The organism is Vibrio sp. 99-8-1 (assembly GCF_013114595.1).
Lineage (GTDB): Bacteria > Pseudomonadota > Gammaproteobacteria > Enterobacterales > Vibrionaceae > Vibrio.
The window spans coordinates 78299-97683 of the sequence record NZ_VTXE01000009.1; the positions used below are offsets into that span (position 1 = coordinate 78299).

Consider the following 19385-nt stretch of genomic DNA (forward strand, 5'->3'; position numbering starts at 1 on the left):
ACTGAACATTCAGTGCTTTTTTGTTTGCGATTAAGTTATTTCGCTTTCTTAGCTTTACGTGCATCCACTTCAGCGTCTAGTTCTTCTAGCTTGTTCTTCATCTGTTCTCGGCAGAGATCCGCAAGTTTTCTTACGTCCCCTTTCTCATACCCTTCGGTACTTACTGGGGGTAGCATCTCTACTATAACATGCCCATTGTCCCAACTATTTAAGCTCAACTTGTTCTGAGTTGTGCTGCAGACTATTGGGATGATTGATAGATTTGCACCGATTGCAGCATGGAATGCACCCGTTTTAAATGGCAAAAGTCCACGACCACGGGAGCGAGTTCCTTCAGGAAACATCCAAACGGAAACGTCACTTTCTTTCATTGTATCAACAACTTGATCGATAGTGCCTTTGGCTTTAGAACGATTAAATCTGTCTATTAATATGTTTCCCGTCAACCAATACAGCTGGCCAAATAACGGAATCCAAACCAGACTTTTTTTGCCAACAGTTACAACTTTTGGTGTTACTGCCGCAGAGATTGTGAAGAGATCCCAAGTATTCTGATGGTTAGCAATATAGAGATGCTGCCCTCTATCATAGACATCGTCAGGAAATCGTAACTCTAGAGTAAAACCAAATATCTTGGCCATACGGCTAAACTGACGGCCAATGATAAACACCAATTTAGGGTTTCTTGGTGTTAATAGGCTATAACCACAACCGAAAATAAACATAACAACTGCAAATATTGCCAACGCGACTAATCGTAAAAACGCTATCATCAATCCGACTCTCTAAATCGTTCTATATTTGCACCAAGCTGAGATAACTTGTCTTCGATTTTTTCATAGCCACGGTCAATATGGTAAATACGGTCAACAATCGTCTCACCTTTTGCTATACAACCCGCAATAACAAGGCTCGCCGACGCACGTAAGTCTGTTGCCATCACTTGCGCAGCGCTTAAGCTATCAACATCACCACAAATAACACTGTTGCCTTCAACTTCTGCTTTAGCGCCCATGCGCTGTAGCTCAGGCACATGCATAAAGCGATTTTCAAAGATGGTTTCGGTAATTAAGCCTCCACCTTTAGACATCATATTCAGCAAGGTAAATTGCGCTTGCATGTCGGTAGGAAAACCTGGATGAGGAGCAGTACGAACCGTGACCGCTTTTAGCTCTCTACCTGTCATGTCTAAGCTAATCCAATCATCGCCTAGCTCAATAAGTGCCCCAGCCTCTTCTAATTTCGCCAGTACCGCTTCTAGAAGATGTGATTGCGTATTCTTACAGGTAATTTTACCGCCAGATACTGCTGCGGCAACCAAGAACGTTCCGGTTTCGATACGATCAGCAACCACAGTATGCTTACCACCACTAAGGCGTTCAACACCTTCAATAGTAATCGTGTCTGTTCCAGCTCCTGTAATTTTGGCACCAAGAGTGTTTAAAAAATTTGCAGTATCTTCAATTTCAGGTTCGCGAGCTGCGTTATCCAGTACTGTCTTGCCTTCCGCAAGCGTTGCAGCACACATAATGGTAATGGTTGCGCCAACACTGACTTTATCCATAACAATATGAGCGCCTTTCAGACGTCCATCAACTTCTGCTTTTACATACCCTTCATCAAGCGTGATTGTGGCACCAAGCTGCTCTAAACCATGAATATGCAAATCCACAGGTCTAGCACCAATAGCACAACCACCAGGCAGTGACACTTGCCCTTTACCAAATCGAGCAACTAAAGGCCCTAAAGCCCATATTGATGCTCTCATGGTTTTAACTAAATCATAGGGGGCACATAGCTCTGAGATTTCACTGCTGTCTACATGGACCGAACCATTGCGCTCAACTTTTGCCCCCAAACGCTTCAACAACTCCATGGTTGTATCAATATCTTTTAATTTGGGTACATTCGAAACTTCTACAGGTTCTTCCGCTAATATTGCGGCAAATAAAATAGGCAGTGCTGCATTTTTTGCACCGCCAATGGTCACTTCACCTGTCAGTGGAGTGCTAGAACCTTTTACTCTAAACTTTTCCATTAAAAACCTTATAGCGACATCAGTTTTTTATCGCGAGCCCACTCTTCTGGAGTAAACGCTTTGATTGAGACGGCATGAATATCATTTCTCTGAATGTATTCCATCAGAGGAGCGTAAATTAATTGTTGTTTTTTCACTCGGTTCAATTCAGCAAAACAAGGATCAACAGCAATCACTTCAAACTGACTGCCTTCACCTTTAACAATAATCTCTTGTAGTTCCAATGCGTTAACTAGTATTTCTTTTACTTCTACACTTTCCACAATTAAGCCTGCCTAATTTTGTATATGATCAACCATCATGCTTTCTATGTTGCTTAGCTGAAACAACATCTTCAGTTGATCAGGCACGAAGCTGAGCATTATATGACAGTTTGAAATTTTTGCATGTTGAATTAAGTGAATTAACAATACCATTCCTGCAGAATCCACTCTTTTTGCCTCTTTAAGAGAGAGTTCAACCGAATTTATTTCAGGTTGCCACTGCTGCATCTCTTGCCAAAGTAGAGGAACGGTTTCTCTTGTTAACTCACCATCAATAAAAAGGTTAGATTCTTCTATCCACCATTTTACCGATGCCATTACTGACGTCCTTCAATACGAATAGGTTGTCGAGAAAGACGAGAAAGCTCTTTAGCAACATATGGAATACCTTCGTTACGAATCTGCCCATTCCACTCTGACTGCTTGCTAGAAAGTAAGCTAATCCCTTCAGCAATCATATCGTAGGCGAGCCATTCATTGGTTTTCTTATTCTTTCTCAGCTTAAACTCAATATTGATATTTGGTTTTGGAGGATCAATCACATCAACATTAATGCCGATAATACGTTTTTTAGCATCAATTTCTTTCTTGTTTTCAAACTCTACAGATTGATCAACGTAAAGCGTTAGAACTTGCGCATAAGAAGCAATTAAGTAATCGTGAAAGGCATCAATAAATGCGTTCACGTCTTCTTTCTTAGTATCTTTGCTTTTTAAATGTGACCCTAACAATTTCAATGCGGCATAACGGTGATTGACATAAGGCATTAGCTCTTCTGCAACCACGACTTTTAATTGATCTGGGTTCTCTTCTATTTGAACCTTCTCCGCTTTTAAACGGCTAAATAAGTTATCTGCAACAACTTCTATCATCTCATAAGGTTTAGTTTTATCTACTTCTTGTGCAAAAGACGCGGATGATAAAGTAAGGGCAATCAACCCCATCATGCTTATCGATTTACGTAACCAGTTCATCTCGTTACTCCTCTCCTGAATCGTTCACTTTATACAACATCTGGCCAATCAAATCTTCCAGTACCAGTGCCGATTTTGTATCTTCAATAATATCCCCATCTTCTAGCATATCGATATCTTCATCAACAAAGCCAGGAACAAAACCTATGTATTGCTCACCAATAAGCCCTGAAGTTAGAATAGTCGCGCTAGATGTATCAGGAAAATAACCATACTGTTTTTCTATTGCTAATGTCACAAAAGGCGTGTAATTCTCTTTATCCAACGAAATATCACTCACTCGCCCAACAACTACACCACCAATTTTTACTGGAGAGCGTACTTTTAAGCTGCCTATATTGTCAAAATAAGCATTTAAATTATAAGTGGCACCTGAGCCCATACCCGTCACATTGGCAACTTTAAATATCATCAATAGTATGGCAATAACTCCAGCCGCCACAAAAGTCCCAACCCATAGCTCTAATTTTCGTGTTTGTTGCATGTTTAGTTCCCGAACATCAAAGCAGTAAGCACAAAATCAAGCGCCAATACTGCTAAAGAAGAATGTACTACTGTACGTGTGGTGGCTTTACTGATCCCTTCAGAAGTTGGAATAGCATCATAGCCGTTAAATAGTGCAATCCAAGTAACTGTTATTGCAAAAATCACACATTTGATAAGGCTGTTGCCTATATCTCGCCCTAATTGAACAGATGACTGCATAGCAGACCAAAAGCTTCCATGGTCTATACCTTTCCAGTCAACGCCCACTAACTCTGCTCCCCAAATGCCAACAATCATAAAAATCATCGCCAGTAGAGGCATAGAAATAAGACCGGCCCATAACCTTGGAGAGATAACTCGCTGCAAAGGGTCCACAGCCATCATTTCTAAGCTAGAAAGTTGCTCCGTTGCTTTCATTAAACCAATTTCAGCGGTTAAAGCGGAGCCGGCTCGACCTGCAAAAAGTAAAGCGGTGACGACTGGGCCTAACTCTCTTAATAGAGATAGGGCCACCATCTGTCCTAGACTGCCTTCTGCACCATAATCAATAAGAACAACAAAGCCTTGCAGGCTCAAAACCATACCGATAAACAGACCTGAAACAATAATAATCGCTAAAGATTGAACACCAATGCTATAAAGCTGCTTTAAAAGAAGGGGAAAATTTTTAATTGGTGCAGGTTTATACACTAACGCACCGTAAAGCATAAAACTGGCTCGTCCCCATGAGCGACAACTTGATAATACTTTGCTTCCTAATCCCTCAAGATAGCTTACTAGAGAATCAATCATGGCTATAAATATCCTCTTCAATATTTACGGCAGGAAAGCGGAATGGTACCGGACCATCAGCATGTCCTTGCAAGAACTGTTGCACCATAGGATCCTCATTAGCAGTTAACTCATCAGGTGAACCCGAGGCAATGACTCGGCCATCCGCAAGCAGGTAGACATGATCGGCAATACTCATTACTTCTGGAACGTCATGTGACACCACGATGGATGTTAATCCCAAAGCACGATTTAAATTACCAATTAGCTCTACCAACACCCCCATGGTTATTGGGTCTTGGCCAACAAATGGCTCATCATACATAATTAATTCAGGATCGAGCGCTATCGCTCTTGCCAACGCCGCTCGTCTTGCCATCCCGCCAGAAAGCTCACTGGGCATCAATTGAGCCGCACCACGAAGCCCCACCGCCTCCAATTTTAATTTAACTAATGTTGTAATCAGTTCTTCAGACAGTTCTGTATGTTCGCGTAAAGGAAAAGCGACGTTCTCAAAAACGGTTAAATCAGTGAAAAGAGCACCCGACTGAAAAAGCATGCTCATTTTTTTACGGGCTTTATACAGAGCCGAACGATTTAAAGTAGGAATATTCTCTCCTTCAAACCATATATCACCAGATTCAGGGTAAATTTGCCCGCCAATAAGGCGCAGCATGGTTGTTTTCCCTATACCTGACGGCCCCATGATCGCCGTCACTTTGCCTTTTGGTACTCGTAAACTGACGTTATCGAATATTGTTCGATTACCACGAGAAAAAGTAAGGTTATTAACGGTGACTAAATCCTTAATCGACATAAATCCACTTTAAGTAATTAAATTATTTGTTCTATATATGAAACCTGATAGACATAATATTATGCCAAAAGTTTAAAGAGATTCATAAGATTAAGATTCTAACCTTATTTCGACTAGAATTAGTACTCTTTCTAAGAGTATAATTCACAGATTGAGCAAGGGAGTGTCCTTTAACTTTCCTTAATAAGAAGGTGGGATCATATCTCTAAGACTTTCTTCAAAGTTAAACTTTCTTTTTATTTCGCTGAACGTAGAATTAGCGGCCACATGTTTAATAGTGTAATTTTGTAGGAATCATCATGTTTGTAGCCGTAGTGACTCTCATCATTGGCTTAATATTTCTAGTTTGGAGCGCTGACCGGCTTGTGTTCGGGGCTGCTGCATTAGCAAGAAATGTTGGTATATCACCTCTCGTTATTGGTATGACTATTTTGGCTATGGGCTCTTCTGCGCCTGAGATGATGGTTTCTGCTACCGCAGCATTAGAGGGAAAAACAGATACAGCCATTGGCAATGTCCTCGGTTCGAACATTGCTAACATCGCCCTTATTCTTGGCATTACCGCCATTGTTAAGCCTCTTTCTATCAGCTCTGCTGTTATTCGACGTGAACTCCCATTAATGATTGTGGTCACGCTATTAGCAGGTCTCATTCTCTGGGATAGTCATTTAGGCTTCTACGAAGGGGTTTTACTTTTTGTACTCTTTGCCTCGTTTATTTTGGCTATGTTAAGAATCAGCCACATAGAAAAAAATAAAGGCGATGCATTCTTAGAAGAACAAGAATCTGAAGTTCCTGAAGGGGTGAGTAACAGCAAAGCCCTTATGTGGGTGGTTATCGGTTTAATTATACTGCCGTTAGCGGCTGATGAACTGGTAGACAGTGCTGTGATCATCGCCAAGTATTTTGGCATGAGTGATCTGGTTATTGGATTAACCATCATCGCTATTGGAACCAGCTTACCAGAGCTTGCCGCGTCATTAGCGGGTGTCCTAAAAGGTGAAGACGATATGGCCGTGGGCAATATTATTGGCTCTAACGTCTTTAATATTTTAGCGGTTATGGGGATTCCCGGCATTCTCAACCCTTCAGTAATTAGTGAGCATGCCATGGGTAGAGATTTTTGGGTGATGCTTACCGTCTCTTTGTTGCTGGTTATTTTCGCGCTAGGAAAATCCCGCAGCATAAACCGCATAGAAGGAACCATATTTTTCTTCTGCTTTGTTGGTTATCAAGTTTACCTATTTTCAAATCTGACTGTTTAATAGCAAGGAATAAATAGTAATGTCTGAGTTTGACTATCAGCAAGCCGCAAACGAAGTGCTTGATATTGAAATTAATGCTCTAAAGCAGTTAAGACAATATTTTAATCATGACTTTAGTGAAGCATGCCAACGTATATTTCATAACCAAGGAAAAGTGGTGGTTATGGGAATGGGCAAGTCAGGCCATATTGGCAAGAAAATCGCCGCGACTCTGGCCAGTACCGGCACATCTGCTTTTTTTGTTCACCCAGGTGAAGCCTCACATGGCGATCTAGGTATGATTGAGCAAGGCGATATTGTTATTGCCATTTCCAACTCAGGTGAATCTGCAGAAATTCTATCGCTATTTACTGTATTAAAAAGATTAAATATCACCATCATAAGCATGACGGGTAAGCCCGCGTCGACTATGGCGAAGCTTGCTGACATTCATCTGCAAATCACTGTTCCTGAAGAAGCCTGCCCACTAGGGCTCGCTCCAACCGCCAGCACAACAGCTACCTTAGTTATGGGTGATGCCCTTGCGGTCGCCTTACTTCGAGCAAAAGGATTCACAGCCGAAGACTTTGCTTTATCTCATCCGGGTGGTGCGTTAGGACGCAAGTTGCTGCTTAAACTCAATGATATTATGCGCTCAGGTGATGAGTTACCAAAAGTGCTTCCAGACGCACTGGTCAAAGATGCCCTATTAGTGATATCTCAAAAAGGGCTAGGAATGACCGCCGTCGTGAACAAAGATGATCAGGTTGTGGGTATTTTTACTGATGGCGATTTACGTCGTTTATTGGATAAGCAAATTGATATCCATACGGCGCAGATAGGCGAAGTCATGACACACAATCCAACATCAGCGACACCCAACATGCTTGCCGTCGACGGCGTTAATATGATGCAAGAGAAGAGAATCACCAGCTTACTACTTTGTGAAGAAGGTAAATTAGTTGGCGCACTCAATATGCATGATCTGCTGAAAGCGGGAGTCATGTAATGTCAGAGCTGGTTCAAACCCTCTATGGAACCGTCTCAAAAGAGATTGTTGATATAGCAAAAGAGATTAAATTATTAATTTGCGACGTTGACGGTGTTTTTTCAGATGGTCTCGTCTACATGGGCAATAACGGTGAAGAGCTAAAAACGTTTCACACCCGCGATGGCCATGGTGTTAAATCTCTAATGAGTGCAGGAATTGAGATCGCCATAATTACTGGCCGCCAATCACAAATCGTTGAAAACCGCATGACCGCCTTAGGCATAACTCTTATTTATCAAGGGCAAAATGATAAATTAGAAGCCTATAATGATATTTGCGCTAAGCTTAATATCGCACCTAAAAACATTGCTTATATTGGTGACGATCTTATCGATTGGCCAGTAATGGATAAGGTTGCACTTAAAATATGCGTCGCGGATGGACACCCATTATTAGCCAAGCGAGCTAATTATGTGACTTCTATTAAAGGAGGATACGGTGCAGTGCGTGAAGTATGTGACCTTATTTTACAAGCAAGAGATGAACTTGATGAGCACAAAGGCTTAAGTATATGAGTTTGCCTCGTATTATCTATACTCTATTGATTATGATCGCCGCTTACGCGACGTTCTATCTTTATGGTACAAACAAAGTGACCACGATTCAGGTAACGCCAGATCTGGAGTTGCCTGCTTTAAGTGGACAAAATGTGGATAATACAAATTATGCTGAAAGTGGCATCAGAAGTTATCGAGTCACCTCTAGATATCTCGACCACTACGCCAAGAGTGGCGATACTATTTTTGAATTTCCCGTTTTATTTATATATCGTGAAGGTGAGTTAGAAGAGTGGCAGGTAACAGCAGAGCGAGGAGTACTAGATAAAGATCAAGTTCTCACCTTATACAGTAATGTTGTCGCCAAAAATTTATTACCTGACGCTAGTTTTGATACTATGACGGCAGAAAAATTATTTATTCAATTAGATACTCGTAACTTTTGGGCCGACACACCAGTATTATTAACTGGCCCAACATTTAAAACCAAAGGGAATGCGATGAAAGGCAATTTTGCCGAGAATATCGCCACCCTATATAACAAAGTACAAGGTAAATATGAAACTCTTACACCTTAGCCTTATTGCTTGCCTATTCACAACATACAATGCATTAGCGTTGACATCAGACTCAGAACAGCCGATCTATATTGATTCTGATAAGCAAAACCTCGATATGAAAAGCAGTAAAGTGACTTTCACTGGGGATGTAAAGCTAAAGCAAGGTAGCATCAATATTAATGCCGATAAACTCATTGTTATCCGCAATCAAAAAGATGACACCTTAAAAGAGATAGAAGCTTATGGTGAGCCAGCGACCTTTTCGCAGTTAACTGACGAAGGAAAAACCCTTCAAGGGGAAGCCAAAGAGCTCTACTATAAAGTCGCGACGGATCAGTTAACCATGATTTCTGAAGCCACTCTATCTCAAGATGAAAGTACAATCCGCGGGCAAAAAATCACCTATAAGATTTCTTCCCAAAAGCTAACCGCTGATGGTGGCAAAAATGAACGAGTAAAAACCGTTCTTCAACCTGCAGCACAAGCACCTAAACAGTAATATGGCCATATTAAAAGCGGAACATTTAGCGAAAAGCTATAAGAATAAAAAAGTCGTCACCGACGTTAGCATTACCGTGGAGTCAGGACAGATTGTTGGATTACTCGGGCCTAACGGGGCAGGAAAAACCACATCGTTTTATATGATTGTTGGTTTAGTCGCTCGTGACGAAGGCCGAATTATGATCGATGATCAAGATATCAGTATTCTACCAATGCATAGCCGCTCTCGATTAGGCATCGGCTATTTGCCCCAAGAAGCGTCTATTTTCCGAAAACTCTCAGTTGAAGATAACATTATGGCGGTATTGCAGACTCGAAAAGAGCTGAGCCGCGAAGAGAGACAAGACAAAGTCGAAGACTTGCTAGACGAATTTAACATTCAGCATATCCGAAAAAGTACGGGTATGTCTCTGTCTGGTGGGGAGCGCCGTCGAGTTGAAATAGCACGAGCGTTGGCTGCAAACCCTGAATTTATCTTGTTAGATGAACCTTTTGCCGGTGTTGACCCTATTTCTGTTATCGATATTAAAAAAATTATCGAACATCTAAGGGATCGAGGTCTAGGTGTTTTAATCACCGATCACAATGTTCGTGAAACATTGGATGTATGTGAACGAGCTTACATTGTAAGTCAAGGTCATTTGATTGCAGAAGGGAGCCCAGATCAAGTTCTAAACAATGAACAGGTAAAACAGGTTTATCTCGGAGAGCAATTCCGTCTATGATTAATATATGGATGGAAAAAGGATTACGTTTGTTGAGCGATAATAAAAACAAGGCAGCAATTACTGGATGAAACCTTCATTACAACTAAAGCTAGGCCAACAGTTAGCAATGACGCCACAGTTACAACAAGCCATACGTTTGTTGCAACTATCAACATTGGATCTACAACAAGAGATTCAAGAAGCGCTAGAGTCCAATCCTCTACTCGACGTCGATGAAGGTCAGGAAGAGAACAGCAACTCATCAGAAGAGAACAAACAAAAAGAAGAGAGCGCAACTGACGTAGCCAATGAAACGGCCGCAGAACCTGAAGCACCTGACAGCTCAGATATTATCGAGAAATCTGAGATCTCAGATGATCTAGAAATTGATGCCTCATGGGACGATGTATACAGCGCAAATACTGGCAATACAGGTATTGCCATTGATGACGACATGCCTGTCTACCAAGGTGAAACCACCCAAAGTCTACAAGACTACCTGCACTGGCAACTGGATCTTACCCCCTTTACAGACACTGATAACGCCATAGCAACAGCTATCATTGATGCGGTAGATAACTATGGCTACTTAACCGTATCAACAGAAGAGATTTTAGAAAGTGTTGATAACGAAGATGTAGAGCTTGATGAGGTCGAGGCGGTATTAAAACGCATACAGCAGTTCGATCCGCTTGGGGTTGCTTCTCGAAACTTACAAGAGTGTTTATTACTTCAGTTAGCGACCTTCCCTCAAGAAACGCCGTGGTTAGAACAAGCAAAATTGATTCTAGAAAATCACATTGATCAACTCGGTAACCGTGATTACAAGTTGATTAGTAAAGAGAGTAAGTTGAAAGAGGCGGAGCTGCGTGAAGTAATGCAGCTCATTCAACAACTGGATCCTCGTCCCGGCAACTCTATCACTCCAGATGAAACAGAATATGTCATTCCAGATGTATCTGTGTTTAAAGACCGAGGCAAATGGACCGTTTCTATCAACCCAGATAGCGTACCCCGACTCAAGGTCAATCAACAATATGCCACATTAGGTAAAGGCAACAGTGCCGATAGCCAGTTCATTCGTAGTAATTTACAAGAAGCTAAATGGCTAATAAAAAGCTTAGAAAGCAGAAATGAAACCTTATTAAAGGTGGCTCGTTGTATTGTTGAGCATCAACAAAATTTCTTTGAATATGGTGAAGAAGCCATGAAACCCATGGTACTCAATGACATTGCTCTCGCTGTCGATATGCATGAGTCCACCATATCTCGCGTAACAACTCAAAAATTCATGCACACACCACGCGGTATTTTTGAGCTTAAGTACTTCTTCTCTAGCCATGTTAGTACCGACAATGGTGGAGAATGTTCATCTACAGCAATTCGAGCATTAATCAAAAAACTGGTTGCCGCAGAAAACACGGGCAAACCATTGAGTGATAGTAAGATTGCTGCACTGTTAGCTGACCAAGGGATTCAGGTCGCTCGACGAACCATCGCTAAGTACCGTGAATCTCTGGGGATAGCCCCATCTAGTCAGCGTAAACGACTACTCTAGGTCACAATAAAAAGGAAAGTCTATGCAAATCAATATTAAAGGGCATCACGTTGATCTTACCGATTCAATGCAAGACTACGTTCATACAAAGTTTCAAAAATTAGAGCGTTTTTTTGAGCATATTAATAATGTTCATGTGGTATTACGTGTAGAAAAAGTAAACCAGATTGCAGAAGCAACCTTACATGTTAATCACGGTGATATTCATGCCACCGCGAATGATGAAAACATGTACGCAGCAATAGACTCCTTAGTTGACAAATTAGTACGTCAATTGAATAAACATAAAGAAAAACTTAACAGCCATTAACCATGCAAATTAACCAAGTACTTTCATTGGACTGCACTAAAAGTGCCGTCCAATGCTCAAGTAAAAAAAGAGCTTTAGAGCTCATTAGCCAAATCGCCGCCGAACATACTGGGCAGAGTTCGAATGAACTATTTGAATGTATGCTTAACCGAGAAAAAATGGGCAGTACCGGGATCGGTAACGGTATCGCGATTCCGCACGCAAGAATGTATAGCTGTGATGAAGCTGTCGCTATATTAATTCAGTGCGAAGAAGGCATCGAATTTGATGCCATTGATAACAGACCTGTTGATCTGCTGTTTGCTCTGCTCGTTCCTGATGCACAGTGCAAAGAGCATTTAAAAACATTGTCATCAATGGCCGAACGACTCAATGATAAGCAAGTTCTAAAACAGCTTAGAAATGCACAGAGTGATCAAGAACTCTACGACATAATGACGAGTCAGTAATGAAAGAGTCCACTCACACAAATAATACAAAACTGGTCATAATCAGTGGTCAATCTGGTGCAGGAAAAAGTGTTGCGCTACGAGTTTTAGAAGACCTTGGGTATTATTGTGTTGATAATTTACCCGTCAATTTACTTAATCAGTTTGTAAAAACCGTGGGTGGCCGAAATCAAAATGTCGCAGTCAGTGTCGACATTAGAAACCTTCCAAACAATCCTGAGCTGGTCACCAATGCTTTAGCCCAGATGCGAGCAGAAATAGACCTTACTCTATTTTTCTTCGATGCTAGCCCTGAAACTCTGCTAAAAAGGTACAGTGAAACTCGACGAATTCACCCATTGTCACTAAATGAAGATAAACTTTCTTTAGGGCAAGCCATTGAACAAGAGAAGCAACAACTTGAGTATCTTAAGGAGTTGTCTGATCTGGTCATAGATAGCAGCGGACAATCCATTCATGATCTCAGTGAACTGATCAGAATGCGGGTGCTTGGCAGAGAGAGCCAAGAACTTGTCATGGTATTCGAATCGTTTGGTTTTAAGTATGGTATTCCTACTGACGCTGACTACGTGTTCGATGTTCGCTTTCTACCTAATCCACACTGGGAACCTTCATTACGTCCTCTTACTGGGCTTGATCAACCAATAATCGACTTCTTAGAAAAACAACCAAGTGTGCAAGAGCTAACCAAAGACATTCAAAACTACATTGTTAAATGGCTACCTCTACTAGAAAAAAATAACCGTAGCTATCTAACCGTTGCCATCGGCTGCACCGGTGGTAAACATCGCTCAGTCTATTTAACTCAACAGCTGGGTCATATTTTTAAGCAGCAAGGGAAACAAGTGCAGGTTCGTCATACTAGCTTAGAAAAATATCACAGTTAACCTCCTCGTTAAGGATCTCATCTATGGAGTGCAGTAGAACAGTATTGATTCAAAACCGACTTGGATTGCACGCTCGTGCTGCGGTGAAACTGGTTGAACTCGCGCAAACCTATCAAGCTTCCATTACCGTATCGAACGAAGAGAACAAAGCAATGTCGGCAGACAGTGTCATGGGACTGATTATGCTCGAGTCCGCTCAAGGACAAAATGTCACCGTGGTCTGTGAGGGAGAAGAGGCGAGTGAGGCCTTGGAAGCGGTTTGCCACTTAATTGCATCCAAATTTGAAGAAGATGAGTAATTTTTCAACAATTCAGAGCATGATTCTCTTTAAACTTCACCCTATTTTCAAATTATTTTCTCTTGGTCATAAGAACTTATTAAATAAGCTTTAAAATTAAGTTAGTATCTATATCAACAAACCTTTCAATTGGAGGAGAGAATGGCAGAGCCTCAACAAGAACTCGATCAAGCTCAACAGACTCATCAAACCCTCCAAGAAGTGAGTGATGCTTTAGATAACGGCCAGTTTGTCCATGTGCGACGCCAGTTGCAAGATATGGAACCGGAAGATATCGCGCACCTGCTGGAAGCTTCCCCAAGAAAATCCCGTGATGTACTCTGGCAACTCACTGACCCAGAAGATTACGGTGAGATCCTTGATGAGTTAAACGAAGACGTTAAAGATGGTCTGGTGTCCCAAATGGCACCCGAGAAACTTGCCGAAGCAACAGAAGGCATGGATACCGATGATCTCGCTTACGTACTTCGTAGCCTTCCTGATGATGTTTCCCGTGAAGTTCTTGATCAGATGGATATTGCGGATCGACATAGAGTTGAAACCGCCCTCTCCTACCCTGAAGATACTGCCGGCAGTATAATGAACACCGATGTGACCACTATACGTGGTGACGTCGATGTGGATGTAGTCCTTCGTTATTTACGTATGAAAGGGGAGTTACCCGATGTTACTGACGCCCTATACGTCATCGATGAAGAGAGTCGTCTAATTGGGCACCTTTCTCTAACCACCTTAATCACGACTCAGCCAGACGTTCAAGTTAGTGATGTCATGGACGATGCTGATGAAGCCATTCTTGTTGATACCAGTGACTCAGATGTAGCCAGCCTTTTTGAACGACGAGATTGGGTCTCTGCCCCTGTGGTTGATGAAAACCAGCACCTAGTTGGGCGTATTACCATCGATGATGTGGTGGATATTATTCGGGAAGATGCTGAACACTCAATGATGAGTTTGGCAGGTATGGATGACGACGAAGATACCTTTGCCCCTGTGGTTAAATCAGCAAGAAGACGTAGCATCTGGCTTGGTGCCAACGTACTAGCAGCACTAGCTGCTGCTTCCGTTTCAAACATGTTTGAAGCGACCTTAGATCAAATGGCCGCCATTGCGGTGTTAATGACCATCGTCCCTTCAATGGGGGGCGTTGCCGGTAACCAAACCGTTGCTCTGGTTATTCGGGGTCTTGCTGTTGGTCATATCGGTGACAGTAACAAACGAGAACTACTGCTCAAAGAAGCAGCCATCGGGCTGTTAAACGGTATTTTATGGGCTTGCATCATTGGGGGTATTGTTGTCGTCTGGAAAGGCAACTGGCTACTAGGAGGCATTATCTCTGCCGCTATGCTAACCAATCTTGTCGTGGCAGGTATTGCTGGGGTAACCATACCCATTATGCTGAAAAAGATGAATATCGACCCTGCACTCGCCGGAGGGATGGCACTAACAACCATCACCGATGTGGTTGGACTATCAATATTTTTAGGCTTAGCTACCATATTTATTTAGCGATAAATTCAGTAACTCAAGCCGCTTACCCAGTCGAAAACATAGACACAACTTAGCATCACTTTCAATAAAACAAGGGCAATCTTGCCCTTGTTTTATCATGTTGCCTTCGCTTATGCTCCAGCCACTTTCATTGATTCAATCAAAATCGAGCCTGTCTGAATTTGCGAACGTGTTTCGATGTCGGAACCAACGGCAACAATATTGGTAAACATCTCTTTCAGGTTACCAGCAATAGTGACTTCAGATACTGGATATTGTATTTCACCATTCTCAACCCAAAATCCTGCCGCACCTCGAGAGTAATCCCCAGTCACAACATTCACTCCTTGCCCCATCAACTCAGTTACCAAAAAGCCCGTCCCCAGCTCTTTCAGCATGGTGTCAAAGTTCTGCCCTGTGGACTTAACAAACCAGTTGTGTATACCACCAGCGTGCCCTGTTGGGTCCATATTCAGCTTTCTAGCAGAATAACTAGTAAGAAGGTATGTCGCTAGCACCCCATCGGTAATAATATTGGCGTCTTTGGTGTATACACCTTCACTATCGAATGGACTTGACGCTAAGCCTCGTAATAAATGAGGCTTTTCCTCAATATTAAACCAATCCGGTAATACTTTTTCGCCCAGCTTGTCTAATAAGAACGAGGATTTTCGGTATAAGTTACCACCACTAATGGCCATTATCAGATGACCAATTAACCCAGTCGCCACATCCGCGGCAAACATAACTGGATATTTTCCCGTTGATAATTTTTGTGCATCAAGACGAGAAATCGTTTTTTTCGCAGCTTTTATACCAACCGTTTCAGGAGACCATAGCTCATCAATATGACGGGACAGGGTATAGTCGTAATCACGCTCCATTACGCCATTTTCACCTTCAGCAATCAATACACAGCTCATGCTATGTCGGCTAGATGGATAGCTGGCAAGTAAGCCATGGCTATTGCCATACACTTTGATACCATAATGGCTATCATAGCTTGCCCCATCACTCTGCTTGATTTTGTCACTGTAATTTAAAGCCGCTTCTTCTGCAGCGATGGCGATCTTTGCCGCATGATCGGGTTCCGGCTCGTCTGGGTGAAAAAGATCCAAATCCGGGATCTCTTTTACCATAAACTCTTTAGGTGCAGGGCCAGAGAATGGATCCTCAGATGTATATTTTGCAATGTCCAGTGCTGCTTCTACGGTCTGCTGAATAGCACGTTCACTTAAATCAGACGTAGAGGCGCTCCCTTTTCGTTTACCACGATAAACTGTGATACCAAGCGCACCATCACTATTAAACTCGACATTTTCCACTTCACACATGCGAGTCGACACACTTAAACCAGTGGTTTTGGTAATCGCAACCTCAGCGGCATCCGCCGTTCCGGTTGCAAGCTTTAATGCCTTATCTACGGCGGCTTCAAGTTCAACTCTCTGTTGGGCAATTTGCTGTTTTACGTCCATAGCTACTTCTGATGATTTAAATTATTTCACTTAGAATAACAAGGTTTTCGCATTCTCCCCATAAATCTTGCTAAAATAGTGCAATATCTCTCTAGATAAGGTTGAGAAACTAAACAAATGGCAAGAAAAAATCAGAAAGCTCCTTGGGAAGAAGAAGAGGAGATCATCTGGGTAAGTAGAACCGAGATGAAAAATGATATGGAAGCCCTGCAAAAACTTGGTGAAGAACTGGTGGGATTAAAACCATCGGTACTCGAAAAGTTTCCGCTTCCAGAAGAATTAAGAGATGCAATTACTGATGCCCAGCGCTTTAAGAATGAAGCTAAGCGTCGTCAACTGCAGTTCATTGGCAAACTTATGCGCAGTGTAGAGCAAGAGCCTATTCAAGCAGCATTAGATAAGCACCGCAATAAACATTCACAAGCTACCGCTGAGTTGCATAAGCTAGAACAGCTTAGAGATCGAGTTGTACAAGAAGGTGATAAAGCCATTGCTGAAGTAATGGAAAAATTCCCTCAGGTGGATCGTCAACGTTTACGACAGCTTTACTTACAAGCTAATCGTGAAAAGAAAAACAATAAGCCACCAAAAGCTTATCGTGAAATTTTTCAGCTGTTAAAAGAACTGAACGAATCATAGGACCCTTAAATGCTCTAAGGTTCTTTACTTAGCTAAAAACGGGCATAGTTTTCAAACTATGCCCGTTTTTTATTTTACTCAGTTCCACCAACAGTAAGAGAATCTAGTTTCAATGTTGGCTGCCCCACTCCAACAGGAACACTTTGACCAGCCTTACCACAGACACCAACACCTCTATCCAGTGCTAGATCATTGCCAACCATCGACACTTGCTGCATGGCTTCAATACCAGAACCAATTAAAGTAGCTCCTTTTACTGGTCGGGTTATTTTGCCATCTTCAATTAGGTAAGCTTCAGACGTGGAGAATACAAATTTACCTGAGGTGATATCAACTTGACCACCACCAAAATTAGGCGCGTATAATCCCTTTTTCACCGTGGAGATAATCTCTTCTGCGCTATGCTCTCCAGGCAGCATATAGGTATTTGTCATACGCGGCATAGGAAGATGGGCATAAGACTCCCTGCGACCATTGCCTGTAGGGTTAACTCCCATTAAACGAGCATTAAGCTTGTCTTGCATATAGCCCTTTAATACACCATTTTCAATCAGCGTATTGTATTGCCCAGCAACGCCTTCATCATCAATGTTGAGCGAACCACGACGGTCAACCATAGTGCCGTCATCTACGATAGTACACAGCTCCGAGGTAACCTTGTCGCCAACCTTACCCGCAAAAACAGAGGAACCTTTACGATTGAAGTCTCCTTCTAAGCCATGTCCAACCGCTTCATGCAGTAACACTCCCGGCCAGCCAGCACCAAGAACAACCGGCATTGCTCCAGCAGGAGCAGCGTCAGCCTCAAGGTTCACTAATGCTTGTCTAATCGCTTCATCAGCAAAATAGAGTGCGGCTTTGCGTCCATCATCATCAGCTAAAAACAGATCATAACCATAGCGGCCACCACCACCTGAACTGCCTCTCTCGCGGCGATCGCCTTTTTCAACTAGCACACTTACCGATAAACGCACTAGTGGTCGTATATCAGCGGCATAGGTGCCATCTGTTGCGGCAACCAGTACTTGTTCATAAACACCGCTTAAACTTACCGAGACCTCTTTAACTAGAGGTTCTTTGGTTCGAATATAGGCGTCCAGCTCTTTGAGCAGTTCAATCTTTTGCTGTTTTTGTAAACTTTCGAGCGGGTTAATGGCTTGATAAATAGAAGGCGAACTCTGACGAGAAAAAGTTTTAAGCTCTCCATTCTGCCCCTGCTGAGCGATACCTCGAGCAGCATTAGCACTCTGCATTAAGCTATCAAGCTGGATCTGATCGGAATAGGCAAAGCCTGTTTTCTCACCGGCAACAGCCCGAACCCCGACGCCTCGATCAATGTTGAACGAACCATCTTTAATAATACTGTCTTCTAATACTAAAGATTCGTGCCAGCTCGATTGAAAATAGATATCAGCGTAATCAATTTGACGCGTATTGATGCTAGCTAATGTATTTGCAATATCTTGCTCTGTAAGCCCACTTGCGGAAAATAACTCTTTCTCTACGCGATTAATGGTCATTTTAAACCTTTATTCTGTTTTAATTGTGATTGAAAGCGAGCATGAGATGACAGCGGCATATTGCTGCGAACAGAGTCCGTTACGCCATGCTCTATATCTTCTCGAATCGTGCCCACTTCACTTAAAATTTGTTTCGTCACGTCACCCCATGGATTAATCACCATCGAATGTCCCCACGTCTGTCGACTGCAAGGGTGTGTCCCGGTTTGTCCTGCTGCAATAATCCAACACTGAGTCTCTATCGCTCGGGCAGTCAATAGCGTTTGCCAATGAGCTTCACCTGTCGTCGCGGTAAATGCAGCGGGTAACGAGATAACCTGCGCCCCTTTTGCCACAAGCTCAGAAAACAAGTGCGGAAATCGAAGGTCATAGCAGATAGCAAGGCCTAACTTACCTATCGGTGTATCAACAACCACAGTGCTATCACCTGCTGAAAATATTTCTGATTCACGGTAGCGGGAATGTTTGTCTTCCACATCCACATCAAACATATGCAGCTTATCGTAATGAGAAACCAATCGCCCTTGGTTATTGTAAACCAAGGTTGTTGTGGTCACTCTCTGCTCTCGTTGAATAGGAAAACTGCCAATAACAAGCCAAATATTAAACCGTTTAGCCATTATTGAGAGTGCGTTCTGTATATCGCCGTCGCCAATAGGCTCCGCATGTAATCGATAGTCAGCCTTATTGCCAAACACAATCGCATTTTCAGGTGTCAATACTAATTTAGCACCATCACGAGAAAGTTGTTGAAGCTGATGCTCAATGAAAGCTAAGTTCTGTAACGGTTCAGGTCCAGATGTCATCTGAACAATTCCAACGCTTGCCATTTCCAATCCTTTGTTGAC

At 42.4% G+C, this 19385-nt stretch carries 24 protein-coding genes; 13 read left to right on the forward strand and 11 right to left on the reverse strand.

Going from position 1 to position 19385, the window contains the following annotated elements:
- Positions 1-35: 35 nt before the first annotated feature.
- From F0227_RS06585 to mlaF, 8 genes are read right to left on the reverse strand one after another with little or no spacing between them, the layout of a single operon-like run.
- Entirely contained in the window at positions 36-773 is a 738-nt protein-coding gene (locus F0227_RS06585) for a 1-acylglycerol-3-phosphate O-acyltransferase (RefSeq protein ID WP_171752398.1), read from the reverse strand.
- Entirely contained in the window at positions 773-2038 is a 1266-nt protein-coding gene (gene murA, locus F0227_RS06590) for a UDP-N-acetylglucosamine 1-carboxyvinyltransferase (protein ID WP_171752399.1), read from the reverse strand. Before murA ends, F0227_RS06585 begins: the two co-directional genes overlap by 1 nt.
- Positions 2039-2046: 8 nt before the next feature.
- Positions 2047-2301, reverse strand: coding sequence for a BolA family iron metabolism protein IbaG (gene ibaG, locus F0227_RS06595; RefSeq protein WP_171752400.1), 255 nt, complete (start codon positions 2299-2301; stop codon positions 2047-2049).
- A gap of 12 nt (positions 2302-2313) precedes the next feature.
- Positions 2314-2619, reverse strand: coding sequence for a lipid asymmetry maintenance protein MlaB (locus F0227_RS06600; protein WP_171752401.1), 306 nt, complete (start codon positions 2617-2619; stop codon positions 2314-2316).
- The gene (locus tag F0227_RS06605; protein WP_253822058.1) at positions 2619-3248 is read right to left on the reverse strand and encodes an ABC transporter substrate-binding protein; all 630 of its coding nucleotides are present in this window, start codon (positions 3246-3248) and stop codon (positions 2619-2621) included. Before F0227_RS06605 ends, F0227_RS06600 begins: the two co-directional genes overlap by 1 nt.
- A 31-nt stretch (positions 3249-3279) precedes the next feature.
- A complete protein-coding gene (gene mlaD, locus F0227_RS06610; protein ID WP_171752403.1) occupies positions 3280-3759 on the reverse strand; it encodes an outer membrane lipid asymmetry maintenance protein MlaD in 480 nt (159 codons plus the stop codon).
- 2 nt (positions 3760-3761) lie between these two features.
- A complete protein-coding gene (gene mlaE / locus F0227_RS06615) occupies positions 3762-4553 on the reverse strand; it encodes a lipid asymmetry maintenance ABC transporter permease subunit MlaE (RefSeq protein ID WP_171752404.1) in 792 nt (263 codons plus the stop codon).
- Complete coding sequence (mlaF, locus tag F0227_RS06620; RefSeq protein ID WP_171752405.1) at positions 4546-5349, reverse strand: phospholipid ABC transporter ATP-binding protein MlaF; 804 nt, start codon at positions 5347-5349, stop codon at positions 4546-4548. Before mlaF ends, mlaE begins: the two co-directional genes overlap by 8 nt.
- Before the next feature lie 299 nt (positions 5350-5648).
- Here mlaF and F0227_RS06625 point away from each other — a divergent pair, with 299 nt between their 5' ends.
- From F0227_RS06625 to mgtE, 12 genes are all read left to right on the forward strand, one after another.
- The gene (locus tag F0227_RS06625; protein WP_171752406.1) at positions 5649-6614 is read left to right on the forward strand and encodes a calcium/sodium antiporter; all 966 of its coding nucleotides are present in this window, start codon (positions 5649-5651) and stop codon (positions 6612-6614) included.
- Positions 6615-6633: 19 nt separating this feature from the next.
- On the forward strand, positions 6634-7602 hold the full coding sequence (gene kdsD, locus F0227_RS06630; RefSeq protein WP_171752407.1) for an arabinose-5-phosphate isomerase KdsD: 969 nt from the start codon (positions 6634-6636) through the stop codon (positions 7600-7602).
- The gene (gene kdsC / locus F0227_RS06635) at positions 7602-8159 is read left to right on the forward strand and encodes a 3-deoxy-manno-octulosonate-8-phosphatase KdsC (RefSeq protein ID WP_171752408.1); all 558 of its coding nucleotides are present in this window, start codon (positions 7602-7604) and stop codon (positions 8157-8159) included. Before kdsD ends, kdsC begins: the two co-directional genes overlap by 1 nt.
- A complete protein-coding gene (lptC, locus tag F0227_RS06640) occupies positions 8156-8719 on the forward strand; it encodes an LPS export ABC transporter periplasmic protein LptC (protein ID WP_171752409.1) in 564 nt (187 codons plus the stop codon). Before kdsC ends, lptC begins: the two co-directional genes overlap by 4 nt.
- Positions 8700-9200: a lipopolysaccharide transport periplasmic protein LptA gene (gene lptA / locus F0227_RS06645; RefSeq protein ID WP_171752410.1), complete on the forward strand. Its 501-nt coding sequence runs from the start codon at positions 8700-8702 to the stop codon at positions 9198-9200. The genes lptC and lptA overlap by 20 nt, the downstream gene beginning before the upstream one ends.
- A gap of 1 nt (position 9201) precedes the next feature.
- Entirely contained in the window at positions 9202-9927 is a 726-nt protein-coding gene (gene lptB, locus F0227_RS06650; protein WP_171752411.1) for an LPS export ABC transporter ATP-binding protein, read from the forward strand.
- Positions 9928-9994: 67 nt separating this feature from the next.
- The gene (locus tag F0227_RS06655) at positions 9995-11467 is read left to right on the forward strand and encodes an RNA polymerase factor sigma-54 (protein ID WP_171752412.1); all 1473 of its coding nucleotides are present in this window, start codon (positions 9995-9997) and stop codon (positions 11465-11467) included.
- A 22-nt stretch (positions 11468-11489) separates the two neighbouring features.
- A complete protein-coding gene (gene hpf / locus F0227_RS06660; RefSeq protein WP_171752413.1) occupies positions 11490-11777 on the forward strand; it encodes a ribosome hibernation promoting factor in 288 nt (95 codons plus the stop codon).
- A 2-nt stretch (positions 11778-11779) separates the two neighbouring features.
- Positions 11780-12226: a PTS IIA-like nitrogen regulatory protein PtsN gene (ptsN, locus tag F0227_RS06665; protein ID WP_171752414.1), complete on the forward strand. Its 447-nt coding sequence runs from the start codon at positions 11780-11782 to the stop codon at positions 12224-12226.
- Positions 12226-13113 (forward strand): RNase adapter RapZ, encoded by an 888-nt coding sequence (gene rapZ / locus F0227_RS06670; RefSeq protein WP_171752415.1) that lies wholly within the window; start codon positions 12226-12228, stop codon positions 13111-13113. The genes ptsN and rapZ overlap by 1 nt, the downstream gene beginning before the upstream one ends.
- Before the next feature lie 23 nt (positions 13114-13136).
- Positions 13137-13412, forward strand: a complete 276-nt coding sequence (locus F0227_RS06675; protein ID WP_171752416.1) for an HPr family phosphocarrier protein — start codon at positions 13137-13139, stop codon at positions 13410-13412.
- A 141-nt stretch (positions 13413-13553) separates the two neighbouring features.
- Positions 13554-14921 carry a magnesium transporter gene (gene mgtE, locus F0227_RS06680; protein ID WP_171752417.1) on the forward strand — a complete coding sequence of 456 codons (1368 nt, stop codon included), beginning with the start codon at positions 13554-13556 and terminating at the stop codon, positions 14919-14921.
- A 113-nt stretch (positions 14922-15034) separates the two neighbouring features.
- Here mgtE and pmbA read toward each other — a convergent pair whose 3' ends face one another.
- Positions 15035-16378 carry a metalloprotease PmbA gene (gene pmbA / locus F0227_RS06685; protein ID WP_171752418.1) on the reverse strand — a complete coding sequence of 448 codons (1344 nt, stop codon included), beginning with the start codon at positions 16376-16378 and terminating at the stop codon, positions 15035-15037.
- 117 nt (positions 16379-16495) lie between these two features.
- Between pmbA and yjgA the strand changes: the two genes are divergently transcribed.
- Complete coding sequence (gene yjgA / locus F0227_RS06690) at positions 16496-17017, forward strand: ribosome biogenesis factor YjgA (protein WP_171752419.1); 522 nt, start codon at positions 16496-16498, stop codon at positions 17015-17017.
- A gap of 74 nt (positions 17018-17091) precedes the next feature.
- Here the strand turns inward: yjgA and tldD are convergent, their stop codons facing one another.
- Together tldD and F0227_RS06700 are read right to left on the reverse strand one after the other, a co-directional pair.
- On the reverse strand, positions 17092-18537 hold the full coding sequence (tldD, locus tag F0227_RS06695) for a metalloprotease TldD (RefSeq protein WP_171752420.1): 1446 nt from the start codon (positions 18535-18537) through the stop codon (positions 17092-17094).
- Complete coding sequence (locus F0227_RS06700) at positions 18534-19367, reverse strand: carbon-nitrogen hydrolase family protein (RefSeq protein ID WP_171752421.1); 834 nt, start codon at positions 19365-19367, stop codon at positions 18534-18536. The genes tldD and F0227_RS06700 overlap by 4 nt, the downstream gene beginning before the upstream one ends.
- Positions 19368-19385 lie beyond the last annotated feature (18 nt).

What these genes read in the sequence shown, in the direction of transcription:
- F0227_RS06585 (WP_171752398.1), bottom strand. Translation starts at nt 773, where the DNA reads ATGATAGCGTTTTTACGATTAGTCGCGTTGGCAATATTTGCAGTTGTT.
- murA (WP_171752399.1), bottom strand. Translation starts at nt 2,038, where the DNA reads ATGGAAAAGTTTAGAGTAAAAGGTTCTAGCACTCCACTGACAGGTGAA.
- F0227_RS06600 (WP_171752401.1), bottom strand. Translation starts at nt 2,619, where the DNA reads ATGGCATCGGTAAAATGGTGGATAGAAGAATCTAACCTTTTTATTGAT.
- F0227_RS06605 (WP_253822058.1), bottom strand. Translation starts at nt 3,248, where the DNA reads ATGATGGGGTTGATTGCCCTTACTTTATCATCCGCGTCTTTTGCACAA.
- mlaD (WP_171752403.1), bottom strand. Translation starts at nt 3,759, where the DNA reads ATGCAACAAACACGAAAATTAGAGCTATGGGTTGGGACTTTTGTGGCG.
- mlaE (WP_171752404.1), bottom strand. Translation starts at nt 4,553, where the DNA reads ATGATTGATTCTCTAGTAAGCTATCTTGAGGGATTAGGAAGCAAAGTA.
- mlaF (WP_171752405.1), bottom strand. Translation starts at nt 5,349, where the DNA reads ATGTCGATTAAGGATTTAGTCACCGTTAATAACCTTACTTTTTCTCGT.
- F0227_RS06625 (WP_171752406.1), top strand. Translation starts at nt 5,649, where the DNA reads ATGTTTGTAGCCGTAGTGACTCTCATCATTGGCTTAATATTTCTAGTT.
- kdsD (WP_171752407.1), top strand. Translation starts at nt 6,634, where the DNA reads ATGTCTGAGTTTGACTATCAGCAAGCCGCAAACGAAGTGCTTGATATT.
- kdsC (WP_171752408.1), top strand. Translation starts at nt 7,602, where the DNA reads ATGTCAGAGCTGGTTCAAACCCTCTATGGAACCGTCTCAAAAGAGATT.
- lptC (WP_171752409.1), top strand. Translation starts at nt 8,156, where the DNA reads ATGAGTTTGCCTCGTATTATCTATACTCTATTGATTATGATCGCCGCT.
- lptA (WP_171752410.1), top strand. Translation starts at nt 8,700, where the DNA reads ATGAAACTCTTACACCTTAGCCTTATTGCTTGCCTATTCACAACATAC.
- lptB (WP_171752411.1), top strand. Translation starts at nt 9,202, where the DNA reads ATGGCCATATTAAAAGCGGAACATTTAGCGAAAAGCTATAAGAATAAA.
- F0227_RS06655 (WP_171752412.1), top strand. Translation starts at nt 9,995, where the DNA reads ATGAAACCTTCATTACAACTAAAGCTAGGCCAACAGTTAGCAATGACG.
- hpf (WP_171752413.1), top strand. Translation starts at nt 11,490, where the DNA reads ATGCAAATCAATATTAAAGGGCATCACGTTGATCTTACCGATTCAATG.
- ptsN (WP_171752414.1), top strand. Translation starts at nt 11,780, where the DNA reads ATGCAAATTAACCAAGTACTTTCATTGGACTGCACTAAAAGTGCCGTC.
- rapZ (WP_171752415.1), top strand. Translation starts at nt 12,226, where the DNA reads ATGAAAGAGTCCACTCACACAAATAATACAAAACTGGTCATAATCAGT.
- F0227_RS06675 (WP_171752416.1), top strand. Translation starts at nt 13,137, where the DNA reads ATGGAGTGCAGTAGAACAGTATTGATTCAAAACCGACTTGGATTGCAC.
- mgtE (WP_171752417.1), top strand. Translation starts at nt 13,554, where the DNA reads ATGGCAGAGCCTCAACAAGAACTCGATCAAGCTCAACAGACTCATCAA.
- pmbA (WP_171752418.1), bottom strand. Translation starts at nt 16,378, where the DNA reads ATGGACGTAAAACAGCAAATTGCCCAACAGAGAGTTGAACTTGAAGCC.
- yjgA (WP_171752419.1), top strand. Translation starts at nt 16,496, where the DNA reads ATGGCAAGAAAAAATCAGAAAGCTCCTTGGGAAGAAGAAGAGGAGATC.
- tldD (WP_171752420.1), bottom strand. Translation starts at nt 18,537, where the DNA reads ATGACCATTAATCGCGTAGAGAAAGAGTTATTTTCCGCAAGTGGGCTT.
- F0227_RS06700 (WP_171752421.1), bottom strand. Translation starts at nt 19,367, where the DNA reads ATGGCAAGCGTTGGAATTGTTCAGATGACATCTGGACCTGAACCGTTA.